The sequence below is a fragment of the Streptomyces sp. 2A115 genome, from assembly GCF_052245575.1.
Lineage (GTDB): Bacteria > Actinomycetota > Actinomycetes > Streptomycetales > Streptomycetaceae > Streptomyces.
Map to the genome: position 1 here is coordinate 1 of NZ_JBQQCG010000092.1, position 16,018 is coordinate 16,018.

Here is a 16,018-nt window from a genome sequence, read left to right on the forward strand (position 1 = left end):
CTGCGACCTCTGGGTTATGAGCCCAGCGAGCTACCGAGCTGCTCCACCCCGCGTCGATGAAGTGAACACTACGTCAAGGCCACGACCAGCGCAAATCGCTTCTGCGGGGCGGGCACCCGGCCTTGGCGCGGGGCTTTGACACGGAGCCGTGGCGCGGAGCCTTGGCGCGAGGCCTTGGCGCGAGGCCTTGGCGCGAGGCCTCGGCACGGGGCTTTGGCGCGGAGCCTTGGCGCGAGGCCTCGGCACGGGGCTTTGGCGCGAGGTTTTCAGCTCGGGCCCGCACCTCTCAGCCCGTCCGGCGTTTGAGGACGAGGCCGTCCAGGCCGATGAGCGGGGGTCTGGGGGCGCAGCCCCCAGGGACGGGACGGGTAGGGGCGGCGGGGGCGAAAAACACCCCGCCGCCACCATCACGCAGACAATTCCTGCCGCAACGCATCCCGCAACCGAGCCGCCCGCTCCGAAACCTCATCCGGCCCGAGCGACACAGCCCGATCAGCCCACCGCTGCCCCTCCGCGAGCTCCCCCCGACGCGCGTAGACGAGAGCGAGCCGCAACGCCGCCCGCCCATGCCCCGCATCAGCGGCCCGAGTCCACCACAGGGCAGCCTCCGGCTCACTCCCCTCCCGAGCGAGCAGCAGCCCAAGATTGAACGCCCCGTTCCGGGACCCGGCCTCCGCGGCCTCGCGGTACCACCGAGCCGCCTCCACGACGTCACCCCGGGCGGACGCGAACATCCCCACCCGCACCTGAGCCCGCCGATGCCCCTGGGACGCGGCCCGCTCGTACCACTCCTCGCACTCGCTCTTCTCGGTGGCCGGCTCCCCGAGCTCATGCTCGGGCGCGGGCACCCGCCGCGCATCGAGCACGGTGGCCAGCCGGTAGGCCGCCTCCGCGCTACCGCCACCCGCGGCACCCCGAAGATGCCGCTCGGCAGCCCGCTCGTCCCCGTCCCGGAGCCGCGCGATCCCGACCTGGAGGGCGGCCTCGGTGTGCCCGGCGGCAGCGGCACGCTCGTACCACCGCAGCGCCGCCGCGTCCTCGCCGCGCCCGGCATGCAGGATCCCGAGATTGAACGCGGCATCCACGCTGCCGGCCTCCGCGGCCTTGGAGAACCACGGCTCCGCCCCGGCCGCGTCACCGACCTGGAGCAGCAGAATGGCCAGCGCGTTCGCCGCCTCCCGGTGCCCCGCGTACGCCGCACGCCGGTACCACTGCTCGGCCTGCGCGGTCCGCCCCTGCTCGGCGCAGAGCAGCCCGAGGTTGTACGCGCCGTTCACATCGCCTGCGTCCATCGCGGCCCGGTACCAGCGCTCGGCGGTCTGCGTCTCGCCCCGCTGGGCGTGCAGCGCGCCCAGCGCGTTGGCGGCGTTCCCGTCGCCGTCCTGGGCAGCCCGCAGCCACCACACGGCGGCGCTCTCGGGGTCGCCCGCGTCGCGCAGCAGGAACCCGAGCGCGCAGGCGGCCCGCGCCTCGCCGTCCTTGGCGGAGGTCAGATACCAGCGCCCTGCCTCCTTGAGCTCCCCTCGCTTCTCCAGGATCGCGCCGAGGTGCAGCGCGGCCCGCCGGTGGCCGCGCGCGGCCGCCTGCCGGTACCACTGCTCGGCCTCTGCTGCGGCGGACGCACCGACACCGTCGCCGTCGCCGGTCTCTTCCGCCCGTACGGCTTGCCGGTCGAGCGCCCGCGCGAGCCGGTACGCCGCCTCGCGGTGCCCCCGCTCGGCGGCCGCCCGCATCCACCCCTCGGCGCGGGTCTCGCCGCGGTGCTCCAGGAGGTCGGCGAGCGCGTACGCTCCGAGGGCGTGTCCCTGTTCGGCGGACTGGCGCAGCCAGTACTCGGCGGCGGGCTCGTCGCCACGCTCGCGGTGGTGACGGCCCAGCGCGTGGGCGGCGGCCGCGGATCCGGCGACGGCGGCGATGCGCCACCATCCGGCGGCCTCTTCGGCGTAGCCGCGCTGGTGCAGGAGGACACCCAGATTGTTGGCGGCGGCCCGGTCTCCGGCCGCCGTGGCAGCGCGCAGCTGAGGCTCGGCGCCGTCGAGATCACCGCGGCGGAGCAGCATGGCTCCGAGGACGCTCATCGCCCCGGCGTCGCCCGCTTCCGCGGCGAGCCGCTGACGCGCCTCCTCGACAGCCTCGCCGGTCTCGTCCCGGTCGGAAGGCTGCACAAAGTCGGAAGGCTGCACAAACCGCCCTGTCTCCAACAGAGTTGCCTTGTCCCCCATAACGTCCATCGTCGCACCACCTGCAACCTGGGTACACCTGGTATACCGCAGCCAGTGAGGTCACTTCAGCGTTTTGTCGACATGCCCACAGAGAGACAAGTGAAACACAGTTTTCCCAACTCCCCCCTCGTGGCGCGGCCTTCGCCACAGCTGCACTGGTGAGCGACGGACACAGGCACAGGGTCCGCACACCGTCCGTACACGCCGAAGGACCCGGATCCTTGGAGGATCCGGGCCCTTCGATTTCAGTAGCGGGGACAGGATTTGAACCTGCGACCTCTGGGTTATGAGCCCAGCGAGCTACCGAGCTGCTCCACCCCGCGCCGTTGTGTTGCAACCGTACCACGGCGCGGGGTGGGTTCCTGACTCAGCCGCCGGTGACGCCACTCAGCCGCCGTCGGCGCTCTCGCCGCTGTTCTCCTCGCTGTTGTTGGCGCCACCGCCGCTGCCCTGGGGGGCGTTGGCCTGCGCTTCCTCGGCCCGCTTCAGCGCGTCCTCCAGATCCTTCTGCGCCTTGCCGTACGCCTCCCAGTCGCCCTTCGTGAGGGCTTCCTGGCCCGCGTCGAAGGCCTTCTGGGCGTCGTCGAGCGCTTGCTGGACTGTCGGGTCCTCGGACTTCGGTGGCGGTGTGGGCTCCTCGCCCTCACTCGGTGGCTCCTCGGTCGCTCCCTCGGCTCCGAAGACCTTGTCGAGCGCCTCGCCCAGCGTGTTCTCGAAGGCCGTGGCGCCTCCGTAGGTCACCAACACCTTCCGCAGCAGCGGGTACTTGAGTCCACCACCGCGTACGTAGACGGGCTCCACGTAGAGCAGGCCTCCGTCGAGCGGCACCGTGAGCAGGTTGCCGTACTCGACTTCCGAGTCACCGCCTCTCAGCAGCCTGATGGACTCGGCGATGGATGGCTCGGAGTTGAACTGGCTCTGCACCCGTTTCGGCCCGTCGACCGTTCTGCCGGTGGGCAGTTTGAGGATGCTGATCTTGCCGTATTCGCTCGTGTTCGCTTCGGCGTTGACCGACATGAACGCGCTCAGGTTGTCCCGGCCGTTCGGCGTGAGCGTCGTCGTCAGTGAGAACTCCTGGGACTTCTCACCTGGCAGCTTCATGCTCAGGTAGTACGGCGGCACGGCGTTGCCCGACCTGTTGGTCGGGTCGTCCGGGACCTGCCACACCTCGCTGCCGCTGAGGAACGTCTCCGCGTCCTTCACGTGGTAGCGGGTCAGCAGCTCGCGCTGGACCTTGAACAGGTCCTGCGGGTAACGGAAGTGGTCGATGAGGGCCGTCGGGATGTCGGCCTTCGCCTTCACCGTCCCGGGGAAGGCCTTCTTCCAGGTCTTCAGGACCGGGTCCTTGCTGTCCCACTCGTAGAGCGTGACCTTGCCGGTGTACGCGTCGACGGTCGCCTTCACCGAGTTGCGGATGTAGTTGACCTGGTTCTGCTGGGCCACCACCGCGCGCTGGTTGTTGGCGGCGGTCAGCGAGTCGGCCGTCGTGTCGCCGAGCGTGGTACGAGAGGCGTACGGATAGCCGTTGGTGGTCGTGTACGCGTCGACGATCCACTCGATCTTCCCGTCGACGACCGCCGGGTAGGCGTCACCGTCGATGGTCAGCCACGGGGCGACCGCCTCGACGCGCTCCTTGGGCGTGCGGTTGTACAGGATCCGCGAGCCCTCTCCGATCGCACCGGAGTAGAGGATCTGCGGCTCGCTCAACGCCACCGCGTACGCGGCCCTGTTGACCGGGTTGGAGAGGTTGACGCCGCTGTTGCCCTTGTAGCTGGTCGTCTTCTCGCCGCTGTCGTCGGAGTAGTCGATCTCCTTCTGCGGGCCACCGACGATCGAGTACTGGCTGGTCTTCTCGCCGTAGTAGATCCGCTGCTGGTACTCCCCCTCCACGAGGTCGCCCTTGGACGGCAGGTCGTACTCGGTGAACTCCGGGCGGCCCTCGGCGTCGGCGTTGGTGCCATTGGCCGCGACCACGCCGAATCCGTGCGTGTACCGGAAGTGGTCGTTGATCCAGTTGTTCTTCGGAATGCCCTGGAGGTTCAGCTCGCGCAGACCGATGACCGTGTCCTGGTCCTTGCCGTCCTTGCTGTAGCGGTCGACGTCCAGGTTCGACGGGAAGGCGTAGTAGTTACGCACCTGCTGGAGCTGCTGGAACGTCGGCGAGACGACGTTCGGGTCCAGGAGCCGGATGCTCGCGGCACCGTTGGCGTCGTCGCGCAGTGTGGCCTTGTCCTGGGTGGTGCTGCTCCCCGGGTACTCGGTGACCTGGGTGCCGTCGATGCCGTACGCCTCGCGGGTCGCCTTGAGGTTCTTCTCGACGTACGGCGCTTCCTTGGCCTGCTCGTTCGGCTGGACCTGGAACTTCTGGACGATCGCCGGGTACAGGCCGCCGATGAGGATCGCCGAGAGCACCATCAGGCCGAAGCCGATGACGGGCAGCTGCCAGGTGCGCCGCCACAGGGTGGCGAAGAACAGCAGGGCGCAGATGACCGCGATGCAGAACAGGATCGTCTTGGCCGGCAGGTACGCGTTCGCGTCGACGTACCTGAGGCCCGTCCAGTTTCCCGTCGCCTTGAAGTCACTGGACTTCACCGCGAGCCCGTACCGGTCGAGCCAGTACGCGACCGCCTTCAGCGTGACGAAGATGCCGAGCAGCACCGAAAGATGCCCGGTGGCCGCGGCCGTGGCGCGCGCTCCGGGGCTGGTGATGCGCAGTCCGCCGTACAGGTAGTGGGTCAGCGCGGCGGCGATCACCGAGAGGATCGCGGCGGCGAAGCCGAAGCCCAGCAGGAACCGGTACCAGGGCAGGTCGAAGGCGTAGAAGGAGACGTCGAGTTTGAACTGCGGGTCCTTCTGGTTGAAGGACACCCCGTTCACCCACATCAGCCACGTACGCCACTGACCCGCCGCGGAGGCACCCGCGATCAGCCCGACGAGGGAGGTGATCCCCAGGAGGATCCACTTCTTGTACGGGGCCACGCCCATCCGGTAGCGGTCAAGACTCTGCTGCTCCATCGACATGGCGCTCAGTGGTGGCCTGAGCCGGTGGGCCAGCCAGATGTTCACACCGACGGCCAGGGCCATCAGCAGTCCGAAGACGAAGAACAGGCCGATCTTGGTCCACAGGGTCGTCGTGAAGACGGATGAGTACTTGACGGACCGATACCAGAGCCATTCCGTCCAGAACCCCGCGAACATGACGAACGCCATGGCCAGCACGGCCAGGACGCCCAGTGTCATGAGCAGCGTCCGGACGCGCCGGGACGGTCGGCCCATTCTGATCCGTGGCCCCGTCGGGCCTCCGCCGCGGTCCGGCATCTGGAAAGCCAAGGTGCGCACCTCGAAGTTCGCTGTTGGTCTTCGGGACCCTGCGAGCGCCGGGCCCCCCACTATGCAACTTACTGATGCTTTACTCGGTTCCCGCTTCGGGGGCCGAACGAGGCAGGATTGTGACCATGTCCAACACCGCCTCCTCAGGCACCCCCATGGCGGCCGAGCCTCTCACCCGTGCCGTCCTCGAGATCGACGAGTACGTTTCGGGGCTCGGCTGGGATCAGCCCGCCCGGCTTTTCGCACTGGTCGACACCGTTCAACTGCGTTCCCAGGAACCTGGTCTCGCCAGCCGCCTCGGTCTGACCGAAGACGCCCCCGAGGGCACCCTCACCCCCATCGAGCAGGACGAACTCCCGGCGGGCAGCCCGCTGGACGAGTTCCTCGGCACCATCGCCTGGCCGGACGCGGTCGTCGGCTGCGCCCTGTCCGTGGAGCGGCTGATGCTGCCGCCGTCCGCGGAGGCGTCCGTACCGCAGGGACTCGACGAGCAGCGGCTGGCGAAGTGGGTCGCCGAGCATCCGGAGCGCCAGGAGGTCCGGATGACCGTCGCGGTGCTGCGCGGCGGGCAGCGCGAGTCGGCGCTGCGGCTGCGCGAGAAGGACTCGGCTACCGAGGTGCTCACCGGGTCCGACCTGGTGCCTGGGCTGGCGGAGGCACTGGCGGCGACGTTCTCGGAGTAGTCCGCCTGGGCCGGTGAGCCGACTCGGTGAGCTAGCTCTTCGTGCACTTCGGCAGGTCGGCGGTGTCGCCGCCGCGGATGTCCTTGAGGGCACTCATCGCGTCGTCGATGGTGTCGACCTTGACGAGGGTGAGTCCCTCGGGGACGTCACGGGCGGCGGCCGCGCAGTTGTCCTTGGGTGTCAGGAAGTACTGGGCGCCCTTGTCGCGGGCGCCGACCGTCTTCATTTCGATGCCGCCGATCGGACCGACCTTGCCGTCGTCGTCGATGGTGCCTGTGCCGGCCACGAACTTGCCGCCGGTGAGGTCGCCGGCGGTGAGCTTGTCGACGATGCCGAGGGCGAACATGAGGCCGGCGCTGGGACCGCCGACGTCGGCAAGCTTGATGTCGATGGTGAACGGGAACGTGTGGTCGGTGCCGGCCGAGATGCCGACGATCGCACGGTCCTCACCTTCGTCGTCGGACTTCTCGGTGGTGATCGTGATGTCCTTGGTGACCGTCGGTGTCCGCTTCTCCTTCTCGGCGGCCGCCTGCTCCTTGGCGGGCACGATCGTGAAGGCGACCGGCTCGCCGGGCTTGTGCTTGGTGACCAGCTTGGCGACGTCGTCGAACGCCTTGACCGTCGTACCGTCCACGGCCCTGATGACGTCACCGGCGTGGAGCTTGCCCTCGGCCGGGGAGTCCTTGAGGACCGACTGGACGATCACCCAGGACTTCACCGGGATGTTCAGTTCCTTGAGGGCGGCGACCTTGGCACTCTCCTGGGACTGGCTGAACTCCTCGGCGTTCTCCTGCGTCGACTGCTCCTCCGTCTTGCCGTCGGGGTAGAGCGTGTCGTGCGGGACCACCTTGTTGTCGTGCGCCAGCCAGCCGTACACGGCCTCGACGAGGTTCATCTTGTAGTCGGCGCTCGTGACCCGGACCGTCGTCATGTTGAGGTTCCCGGTCGCCGGGTACGTCTTGCGGCCGGAGATCTGGAGCACCGGCTCGCCCTCGTGCTCGCCGAGCGTGTTCACCGTCGGACCCGGTGACATCTCCGAATACGGCACTTCGATGAAGATTCCCGCGCAGAGGAGCGCGATCAGCATCAGGGTGGAGGCGAGCATCGTCGCGGTGCGGCGTGGCATGGAACGACAGTACGGGACCACCCTGTCAGCGCACCGTCGGGGCCGTCCGTCCGGGATCCGGAGGGCCGGTCAGGCGTCCGTGCGGGACTCCACCGACTTCTCGGTGGGTTTCTTCTCCATGGCTTCGCGGAAGCGCGTGTAGCCCGCGAGCTCGGTGCCGTCCCCGATGGTCTTGCGGTTCCGACCGACCCAACTGCCCCACAGTCCGGCACCGATCCCGGCGAAAAGCGGAATCAGCAACCAGGCGAGCGCCGCCATGTCGACCTCCCGACCCCATTGAGCGACCGCAACTGACTGATCAGCAGATTAACCATCCGCCTGCTCAACGCTCACGGCAGGGGTCGGGTTACGCAACCGGAACGGTGGCCGGGTGTGACCGGAGAGTCGGATGGGGGCCCTGAGGCCGGTCAACAGGCCCCGACCCACTCCTCCGTACCGTCGGAGAATTTCTGGTGCTTCCAGATCGGAACCTCGTGCTTCAGGTCGTCGATCAGCTTGCGGCAGGCCTCGAATGCCTCACCCCGGTGCGGGCAGGAAACTGCGACGACCACCGCGAGATCACCCACCCGCAGATCACCGACCCGGTGGACAGCGGCCAGGGCCCGCACCGGATACTCGGCAGCGACCTTCTCGGCGATCCGCCGCATCTCCGCCTCGGCAGTGGGATGGCACGAGTACCCCAGCGCGTCGACGTCCGCTCCCCCGTCGTGGTTGCGCACGGTCCCCACGAAGAGAGCGGTCCCTCCGGAGGCATCGTCGCCGACGGCACGGAAGACCTCGTCCAAGGAGAGAGCCGTTTCCCTGATCGCCAGCAGCTTGATGGGATCCTGAGCCGCCTGCTCACCAGGGTGGTCGTTCATGGGTGCCATGCCCCCATCGTGCCCCACCTCACCGACACCACGAAATAGCGTTTTCACCCGGCACGCGTGCGTGGAGCGTTGGAGCCTTCTACAGGACCGGGACTCAGAGCCAGGACTCAGGGCCGGGAGCAGGACCGGGGTCAGGAACTGGGCCCATGCGCGAGGCAGGCCCCCACCACCCAGCCCGTCCGGCGTTTGAGGACGAGGCCGTTCAGGCCGACAGGCGGGGTCTGGGGCGGAGCCCCAGGGATGGGACGGGTAGGGGCGGCGGGGGCGAACCCCTTGGACGCCAGCCACAACGCCCGGCCCTCAGATCCGCCGCCGAGCCTTCCGCGCCCGCCGCACCAACGCAGCCGTACCCAACAGAGCAACCGTCGCCCCCGCGGCACCCGCGGCGGTGGCATCCTTCCGCCCGAGCCTCCGCCCGGCAACGGTATGCCGCCCGGCGACCTCCTCCAGGAGCTGGGCGAGGACCTCCTCGTTGGTCCACTGCGGCCGCCACCCGGCATCGTGCAACCGGCTTCCGCTGACCACCCAGGGATACATCGTGTAGGCGAGGTCACCGGCCGGCGACGGAGTGAGCCCGATCCGGTGAAGCCGGGCAGCGGCGCCCAGGGCAACGGCCGAGGGCAGCTCCATCCGGCGGATCCCGCTGAGCTCCTCGACCTCCTCCTGCTCCAGCCACCCGTCACAGCCGACGGCCAGCTCCCCGTCGACCTTCTCCAGGACGGCGTACTCCAGAGCACTGCAGAGGTCCTCGACGTGACAGAACTGCCAGGCGGGCCGTGACCCGGCGACGACGAGCAGCCGGGGCGACTCGAAGTACCGGGTGAGGGCCGTGTCGGTGCCTCCGACAAGGATGGCGGGCCGTACGACGGTGACGTTGAGCCCGGGGTGCGCGCGCGGCGCCCGCCGGGCGAGCCGCTCGACCTCCAGGAGGTCCCCGACACCCGTGGCCTCCGCGGTGGCCCGCAGTTCGGCGTCTTCCGAGAGGGGCAGTTCGTTGTCCGGCAGCGCTCCGTAGACCATCGTCGAGGTGCACAGCACCACGCGGTGGACCCCGGCGGCGGCCGAGGCGGTGAGCACGGTCTGGGTGCCGCGCACGTTGTACGCGGTGCGCGCGGCCGAGTCGGTCTCCAGGTCCAGATCGAGCGCCAGATGCACCACGACGTCCACGCCGCGCAGCTTCTCGGCGATCGCCGGGTCTCGGACGTCCAGGATGTGCCACTGGGCGGCCGCGCACTCACCGCGCCGCTCGTCGATGGCGATGACCTGCTTGATCTCGTCGCTGGCGGCGAGCCGCTCGGTGAGCAGCGCGCCGATGCCTGCCGCGGCACCGGTGACCGCGACGACGGGGCCGCGTACGGCGGATGACTCGCCGGCGCGCAGCGCCGCCGTTGAGGGGCGGTGGTCGGGCGACGGGTGGGCTGACGGGTTTCGCGCTGCGCGAACCTGTGGATCTGGGGAACTCACCGGGCGTCTCCAGCGGTTGTCTTCAGTAAGAACGCGCATAACGCGTACGTACCAGGTGGCATCCATCCTGCCGCAGCCCAAGAGTCGGCGAAGCACCGAGGCCCGAACCGGCTGTGGTGTCTACGCTGGGTGGGGTGATGTAGGGCAGCCGCCGTCGGACCGAAACCGGCGGCCTTAACAGCCGAGGAATCCCGTGAGTGACACCCCATTCGGATTCGGCCTTCCGCCGGAGGAGCCGGAGAACGGCGACGAGGGCAAGAAGAAGGACCAGGAGAGCGGTGGTGGTCAGGGACCTGACAACCCGTTCGGTTTCGGGCTGCCCGGAGGACCGGGAGGCCCCGGTGGCGACAATCCGCTCGCTGCCATGTTCGGTTCCCTGAACCCCAACGACCTGGGCGCCGCGTTCCAGCAGCTGGGCCAGATGCTCTCGTACGAGGGCGGCCCGGTGAACTGGGACATGGCCAAGCAGATCGCCCGCCAGACGGTGTCCCAGGGCACCGGCGACGGCACGAAGGACTCGAGCATCGGCCCGGCCGAGCGTACGGCGGTCGAGGAGGCGGTGCGTCTGGCCGACCTGTGGCTGGACGACGCGACGTCTCTGCCGTCCGGCGCCGGTTCCGCGGTGGCGTGGAGCCGCGCGGAGTGGGTCGAGGCCACCCTGCCGGTGTGGAAGGAGCTCGTCGACCCGGTCGCCGAGCGTGTCGGCGCGGCCATGGGTGACGTTCTGCCCGAGGAGATGCAGGCCATGGCGGGCCCGCTCCTCGGGATGATGCGCTCCATGGGCGGCGCCATGTTCGGTACGCAGATCGGGCAGGCCGTCGGCGTGCTCGCGGGCGAGGTCGTCGGCTCGACCGACATCGGCCTGCCGCTCGGCCCGGCCGGCCGGGCCGCGTTGCTGCCGCTGAACATCGAGTCGTTCGGCAAGGACCTGGGCATCGCCCAGGAGGAGGTGCGGCTCTACCTCGCCCTGCGCGAGGCTGCCCACCAGCGGCTCTTCGCCCACGTGCCGTGGCTGCGCTCGCACCTGTTCGGTGCGGTCGAGGGGTACGCGCGCGGGATCAAGGTCGACACGGCGAAGCTGGAGGACGTGGTCGGCCAGTTCGACCCGCAGAACCCCGAGGAGCTGCAGCAGGCGCTCCAGCAGGGCATGTTCCAGCCGGAGGACACGCCGGAGCAGAAGGCCGCGCTGGCCCGTCTGGAGACGGCGCTCGCGCTCGTCGAGGGCTGGGTGGACGCGGTGGTGCACGCGGCCGCCAAGCCGCGCCTGTCGTCCGCCGACGCACTGCGTGAGACGCTGCGCCGGCGCCGTGCGACGGGCGGCCCGGCCGAGCAGACCTTCGCCACGCTGATCGGCCTGGAGCTGCGCCCGCGCCGCCTGCGGGACGCCTCGCGCCTGTGGGCCTCCCTCACGGACGCGCGCGGTGTCGACGGCCGCGACGGCCTGTGGGCGCACCCGGACATGCTGCCGACCGCCTCCGACCTGGACGATCCGGACGGCTTCGTGCACCGCGAGCAGCTGGACTTCTCCGAGCTCGACAAGATGCTCGGCGAGGCGGCGGACGGCTCCGCCGAGAAGCCGAACCTGAAGAAGGACGAGGACAAGGGCGACGACGACCAGTGAGCCTGTACGACGACGCCGTCCTGGTCCTGAAGGGCTACGAGGACCAGGAGGAGCTGCGCCAGGCGTATCTGGACCATCTGGAGGCCCATCCGGACGGAATATGGAAGGCCTGCACGGCCGGGCACATCACGGCGAGCGCTCTGGTCATCGATCCTGAGCACGGCAGGGTGCTGCTGACGCTCCACAAGAAGCTGCGGATGTGGCTCCAGATGGGTGGTCACTGTGAGCCGGAGGACGTCAGTCTGCAGGGCGCGGCGCTGCGTGAGGCCACAGAGGAGTCGGGCATCGCGGGACTGACGCTGCTCCACGGAGGGCCCGTACGACTCGACCGGCATCCGATCCCGCCGCCGTGCAACTGCCATTTCGACGTCCAGTACGCGGTCGTGGCCGCACCGGGAGCCGTTCAGGAGATCAGCGACGAATCGCTCGACCTGCGCTGGTTCGCGTACGACGAGGTGGCGGCGGTGGCCGACGCGTCGGTGGTACGGCTGCTGGAGGCAACACGCGCAAGGCTCTGAAGAAGTGGTAAGGGGCGGCCGCAGTGGCGACCGCCCCTTACACACGCGCACCTCCAGGGACGCGGGGCTGTGAAATTGTGCGGCTCCGCCGCGATGGGGGTCCCCCCGCTCGAGCGAAGTCGAGAGTGGGGGAGCGACCAGCCACGGACGGCGGCCCGCAGCTGTCGAACCGCCCTTCCCGCGGAGCGCCTAGCTCCAGGCGTTGCCCTGGTTCTGGCCGTGAGCGCCCTGCTGCCCCATGCCGTACTGGGCGCGCACACCCTGGCCGATCACAACGTTCTGCGGCGGCAGCATCTCGCTGGGCTGGACGAGCGCGTAGCCCTGGCCCATGAAGCTGAGCTCCCAGCCCTCACCGGTATTGCCACGCCGACGGAACACTCCGGAGGAGTGCGTCTGGGCCTGCATCTGTACACGCAGACTCGTCGACCAGGCGACGATGGCGTCGGCGTCGCAGTTGACGTACCGGTCCGGCGTGACCTGCATCATCAGGGGCATGCCCGACGTCATCAAGGCGACCTTGCCCCGCCCGGAGATGTTGAGCTGGTACTTGCCGGAGCCGGAGATGCCGTACTGGCTGTCCACGGCGATCACGTCGTGGTGCAGCGAGGAGTCCATCGCCAGGACGTAGCTGCTGTCCACGGTGAGGCCGTCCTGGTCCACATCGACCACATGGATGTGCTGGGCGAGGTTGGCCAGGTAGACAGTGCCCTGCCCGTGGCAGCGCATCAGGTCAAGACCCTCTCCGGTCTGTGCGCGCGAGCGCCGCTGACCGGAACTCTGGAACTCGGCGTCGAACTCCACAAGACCCTGGTAGGCGACCATGGTGCCCTTGCGGGCGAGCACGTCGTCGTGGCCCTCCAGGACGACGCGCAGCATCTGCTTGTTCTGCAGGCTGTAGCGCTCCTGGGACTGCTGGTCGTTGTAGGCGAAAAGCGGGCTCTGCATGATGTGTGTCCCTCCCCCTCAGCCCCGCGCCCGAAGGCGATCGGTACTGTCCTCGCTGGGCTGGACGACGACGATGCCCTGTCCGGAGAAGGCCATCTGGAACGCCTCCCCGCTGCCCCGCCCGATCAGCGACTGCGCCTTGAAGCTCCGCTTGCCCTTCACCTTCAGGTTCGGGGACCAGGCGACGAGCGCGTCCGGGTCGACGTACGTCTCGTCCTCACCGCCGCCGCAGTCGACGACGATGGGCTTGCCCCGGGAGGTCAGCGCGACCCAGCCCTGTCCGGAGATCTTGGTGTTCCACAGGCCCTGTCCGGCGAACTTCGCCAGTCCCTTGACGCGTTCGACACCCCACGTCAGGTGCGCGTCGAAGGCGAGCAGGTTGGTGGCGTTGACGGAGATCGCGTCCCCGTTGAGGTTGATGACGACGACGTTCGCGCCGTAGTCGGAGAGGTAGAGCAGGCCGTCTCCGGAGCACTTCATCAGGGGTGCGCCCTCACCGGTGGCCCAGTCGCGCGCGATCTGGCGCACGGCCGGCGGATTGGGCTCGTACTGGACGAAACCTTCGTAGGCGACCATCGACCCCACGCGCGCGAGGAGGTCGTTTCCGGTCTGCATGGCGACCTTGAGCATGTGGTTGCCGTGGTTCTCCATGCGTGCGGCAACGGGTGCCGGGGCGAAGCCCGCGAGTTGCTGGTTCATTGGACGGGCTCCCTCAGACCTCGTACGGCTGGACGACGATGAAATTGCCGGGCGCACCGCGGAATTGGAGGTTCACACTCTCCCCGGTGTCGCCCGGGTAGGCGTTCCGGCGCATCCGCACCTGGCTGGAAACGATCACCTGGGACGCGGCGGACCACGCGACAACGGCGTTGCAGTCCGCGAACGTCGTCGGCGTCACCGGCAGCACGACGGGCACACCGCGCGTCTTGACGACGATCGTGCCGGTCCCCTGGAACTGCATCGTGAACAGCGCGCCTCCGGGGATGCCGTGCCCTTCGACCCGGCGCACCTCGTACTGCAGCGTCTCATCGAAGGCGAGGACGTTCTCCGCGGACACACAGACCGCGTCGCCCTGCAGCTCGATGGGGTGCAGCATGGCGGAGTTGTCGGCGAGGAAGACCTGGCCACGGCCCGAACAGCGCATCAGCTGCATCTCCTGGCCGGTCGCGTTTCCCACGATCCGGCCGGAGAATCCGGCGCCCTTGTAGCTGAAGTCGACCTTGCCCTGGTAGAGCACCATGCTGCCCTGACGGGCCAGCACGGCCTGGTCGCCGCCCATGCCGAGATCGACACGGACCATCTTCTTGTTCTGCTGGGTCCACCGCTGCCCGGTGGGTGCCTCCTTGTACGGCTGCAGCGCCGCGGCGACACCAGCGCCGCCCGCGGGAGCGCCCTGAGGGGCTTCGTACGAAGCGGGCGCGCCCGGAGCGCCGGGCTGACCGGGCGCCTGCCCGAACGGCGGCTGTTGGCCGTAGCCCGGAGGCGCGGTCGGCTGACCGTAACCCGGCGGCGGGGCAGGCGCCTGGGGTGCCTGGGGCTGTCCGTAACCGGGCGGCAGGGGTGCCGTCTGGCCGGGAGTCTGGCCGTACGGAGGCTGCTGCCCCGGCTGCCCATAGGGCGCGGGAGCGGGCGCCGGAGGCGGTACGGGAGCTCCGCCGGGCGGAGTCATGGGCGCGACGATGGTCGGCGCGGCATGCACCGAAGGCGCGGGCGCCGGTGGTGGCGTGGCTCCCGGAGGCGGCGCGAAACCCTGGACGGGCTGCGGCGCCGGGGCTGCCGGTACATGCCCGGGTGCCGGGGCCGCGGGACCCGCCGGGGCCCCGAAGGCGGGCGGCGCGGCGGCCTGGGCGGGCGGAGCGAACGACGGGGCGGCGCCCTGCGGCTCAGGCGCGGCGGCGGGCTCCTCCTCGGCGACCTCACCGCCGAAGTTCTTCAGCAACGCGTCGAGTCCGCCGTCGAAACCCTGCCCGACCGCGGCGAACCGCCACACGTCCTTGAGATAGAAGTCGCCCAGCATCACGGCGCGTTCGGTGGAGAACTCGGCTCCGTCGAAGGAGTACCGGGCCACCTCCTCGCCGCCCGCGACGATGCGAATGTATCCCGGGGCGATCTGCGACAGCTGCCCGGCGCCGTCGAGCGTCGCCGTGAACGACAGCCTCTGGATCTGCGGCGGGATCTTGTCGAGCGTGACGCGGAAGGACTCCGTGTCACCCGCCTGCACGCCGAGAAGCTGAACGGACTCCTCGGGAGTCTTCGGCTGGTTGAAGAAGACGAAGTACCGGTCGTCCGAAAGCCGTTCATCGGCGTCCAGACCGAAACAGCTGATGTCGAAGGTCAGTCCGGGGCCGGCAATCTGCACACCTACGTACAAATCGGTGCCCGCGGTGAGGTCACTGATCTTGGCCTTGTGGCCGCGTTGGAATTCCCTGGCCATGCGTAATCGACCGTCCCCCATCCCGATACGAGTGCGTCGCGTCAGGCTAACGGCAAAATCCAGCCGCGGACGAAGCCGGTACAGACCCGGTACAGAATCACTGCTTCCAGCCGTCCCGGCGCAAGTCCGGGGGTCTCGGCATCAGGCCGACATCACTCGCCGCGCGCCGCGGGCAGGTGGGGCAGCCGGTCGGCGGCGACCACTCCTTCGAGATAGCCGCGGGCCCGCTCGGTGCGCGGATAGGCCTCCAGGAGCCGCCAGAAATCCGGCCCGTGGCCCGGCACGAGAAGATGCGCGAGTTCGTGGACGAGGACGTAGTCGACGACGTATTCGGGCATGCCCTGCAGCCGGTGCGAAAGGCGGATACTGCCCTCGGCCGGGGTGCACGAGCCCCAGCGCGTGTTCTGATTGGTGACCCAGCGGACCGAGGTGGGCCTGGCCCGGCCGTCGAAGTACAGATCGGAGAGCCGGGCGGCACGCTCGGACAGTTCCGCGTCGCCGAGCACCCTCTTGTTCTCCTGGGCGGCGAGCTTGTTGAGCATGACGCTCACCCAGCGCTGCTCCTCCGCCTCGGACATCCGGGCGGGAATGAGTACGACGGTGCGATCGCCTTCCCGGTACGCGGAGACCGTTCTGCGCCGGCGCGCGCTCCTGCGGACCTCGATCGCGCTCGCCCCCGAGCCGCTTGGCGGCTGGCTCGTCGTGCTGCGCTTTGGGTTTCCGGCGCGGTGCAGTGGGTCGGCGGGCACGCCCCGACGTTACCCGTTCTACATGGTGGAAGTCCCGCCTCCGGGACGCATCGATGC

At 69.4% G+C, this 16,018-nt stretch carries 13 protein-coding genes and 1 tRNA gene; 3 read left to right on the forward strand and 11 right to left on the reverse strand.

What is annotated here, in order from left to right:
* Window positions 1-407: 407 nt before the first annotated feature.
* The 3 genes from ACTWQR_RS46415 to ACTWQR_RS46425 form a co-directional block, all read right to left on the reverse strand.
* On the reverse strand, window positions 408-2,231 hold the full coding sequence (locus ACTWQR_RS46415) for a sel1 repeat family protein (protein WP_443233359.1): 1,824 nt from the start codon (window positions 2,229-2,231) through the stop codon (window positions 408-410).
* 240 nt (window positions 2,232-2,471) lie between these two features.
* Window positions 2,472-2,545, reverse strand: a tRNA-Met gene (locus ACTWQR_RS46420).
* Between the two features lie 64 nt (window positions 2,546-2,609).
* A complete protein-coding gene (locus tag ACTWQR_RS46425) occupies window positions 2,610-5,540 on the reverse strand; it encodes a UPF0182 family membrane protein (RefSeq protein ID WP_443233389.1) in 2,931 nt (976 codons plus the stop codon).
* 137 nt (window positions 5,541-5,677) lie between these two features.
* On the opposite strand from ACTWQR_RS46425, the gene ACTWQR_RS46430 reads away from it, so the two are divergent.
* Window positions 5,678-6,235, forward strand: coding sequence for a PPA1309 family protein (locus ACTWQR_RS46430; protein WP_443233360.1), 558 nt, complete (start codon window positions 5,678-5,680; stop codon window positions 6,233-6,235).
* 31 nt (window positions 6,236-6,266) lie between these two features.
* Here the strand turns inward: ACTWQR_RS46430 and ACTWQR_RS46435 are convergent, their stop codons facing one another.
* The 4 genes from ACTWQR_RS46435 to ACTWQR_RS46450 all read right to left on the reverse strand — a co-directional run bounded on the left by ACTWQR_RS46435 (window position 6,267) and on the right by ACTWQR_RS46450 (window position 9,694).
* On the reverse strand, window positions 6,267-7,361 hold the full coding sequence (locus tag ACTWQR_RS46435) for a YlbL family protein (RefSeq protein ID WP_443233361.1): 1,095 nt from the start codon (window positions 7,359-7,361) through the stop codon (window positions 6,267-6,269).
* Window positions 7,362-7,430: 69 nt separating this feature from the next.
* Complete coding sequence (locus ACTWQR_RS46440) at window positions 7,431-7,619, reverse strand: hypothetical protein (RefSeq protein ID WP_443233362.1); 189 nt, start codon at window positions 7,617-7,619, stop codon at window positions 7,431-7,433.
* Between the two features lie 149 nt (window positions 7,620-7,768).
* Window positions 7,769-8,230, reverse strand: a complete 462-nt coding sequence (locus tag ACTWQR_RS46445) for a molybdenum cofactor biosynthesis protein MoaE (protein WP_443233363.1) — start codon at window positions 8,228-8,230, stop codon at window positions 7,769-7,771.
* A gap of 300 nt (window positions 8,231-8,530) precedes the next feature.
* Window positions 8,531-9,694, reverse strand: coding sequence for an SDR family oxidoreductase (locus tag ACTWQR_RS46450; RefSeq protein ID WP_443233364.1), 1,164 nt, complete (start codon window positions 9,692-9,694; stop codon window positions 8,531-8,533).
* A 193-nt stretch (window positions 9,695-9,887) separates the two neighbouring features.
* On the opposite strand from ACTWQR_RS46450, the gene ACTWQR_RS46455 reads away from it, so the two are divergent.
* Entirely contained in the window at window positions 9,888-11,315 is a 1,428-nt protein-coding gene (locus ACTWQR_RS46455) for a zinc-dependent metalloprotease (RefSeq protein ID WP_443233365.1), read from the forward strand.
* Window positions 11,312-11,833, forward strand: coding sequence for an NUDIX hydrolase (locus tag ACTWQR_RS46460; RefSeq protein ID WP_443233366.1), 522 nt, complete (start codon window positions 11,312-11,314; stop codon window positions 11,831-11,833). Before ACTWQR_RS46455 ends, ACTWQR_RS46460 begins: the two co-directional genes overlap by 4 nt.
* Before the next feature lie 189 nt (window positions 11,834-12,022).
* On the opposite strand, the gene ACTWQR_RS46465 is transcribed toward ACTWQR_RS46460, so the two are convergent.
* From ACTWQR_RS46465 to ACTWQR_RS46480, 4 genes are all read right to left on the reverse strand, one after another.
* A complete protein-coding gene (locus ACTWQR_RS46465) occupies window positions 12,023-12,778 on the reverse strand; it encodes an AIM24 family protein (RefSeq protein WP_443233367.1) in 756 nt (251 codons plus the stop codon).
* Between the two features lie 18 nt (window positions 12,779-12,796).
* Window positions 12,797-13,477, reverse strand: a complete 681-nt coding sequence (locus ACTWQR_RS46470; RefSeq protein WP_363105606.1) for an AIM24 family protein — start codon at window positions 13,475-13,477, stop codon at window positions 12,797-12,799.
* A gap of 13 nt (window positions 13,478-13,490) precedes the next feature.
* Window positions 13,491-15,212 carry a TerD family protein gene (locus ACTWQR_RS46475; RefSeq protein ID WP_443233368.1) on the reverse strand — a complete coding sequence of 574 codons (1,722 nt, stop codon included), beginning with the start codon at window positions 15,210-15,212 and terminating at the stop codon, window positions 13,491-13,493.
* Window positions 15,213-15,364: 152 nt separating this feature from the next.
* Complete coding sequence (locus ACTWQR_RS46480) at window positions 15,365-15,961, reverse strand: M48 metallopeptidase family protein (RefSeq protein ID WP_443233369.1); 597 nt, start codon at window positions 15,959-15,961, stop codon at window positions 15,365-15,367.
* Window positions 15,962-16,018 lie beyond the last annotated feature (57 nt).

Bases quoted from the DNA above. Each gene is read 5' to 3' on its own strand.
- ACTWQR_RS46415 (WP_443233359.1), bottom strand. From the start codon at position 2,231: ATGGACGTTATGGGGGACAAGGCAACTCTGTTGGAGACAGGGCGGTTT.
- ACTWQR_RS46425 (WP_443233389.1), bottom strand. From the start codon at position 5,540: ATGCCGGACCGCGGCGGAGGCCCGACGGGGCCACGGATCAGAATGGGC.
- ACTWQR_RS46430 (WP_443233360.1), top strand. From the start codon at position 5,678: ATGTCCAACACCGCCTCCTCAGGCACCCCCATGGCGGCCGAGCCTCTC.
- ACTWQR_RS46435 (WP_443233361.1), bottom strand. From the start codon at position 7,361: ATGCCACGCCGCACCGCGACGATGCTCGCCTCCACCCTGATGCTGATC.
- ACTWQR_RS46440 (WP_443233362.1), bottom strand. From the start codon at position 7,619: ATGGCGGCGCTCGCCTGGTTGCTGATTCCGCTTTTCGCCGGGATCGGT.
- ACTWQR_RS46445 (WP_443233363.1), bottom strand. From the start codon at position 8,230: ATGGCACCCATGAACGACCACCCTGGTGAGCAGGCGGCTCAGGATCCC.
- ACTWQR_RS46465 (WP_443233367.1), bottom strand. From the start codon at position 12,778: ATGCAGAGCCCGCTTTTCGCCTACAACGACCAGCAGTCCCAGGAGCGC.
- ACTWQR_RS46470 (WP_363105606.1), bottom strand. From the start codon at position 13,477: ATGAACCAGCAACTCGCGGGCTTCGCCCCGGCACCCGTTGCCGCACGC.
- ACTWQR_RS46475 (WP_443233368.1), bottom strand. From the start codon at position 15,212: ATGGCCAGGGAATTCCAACGCGGCCACAAGGCCAAGATCAGTGACCTC.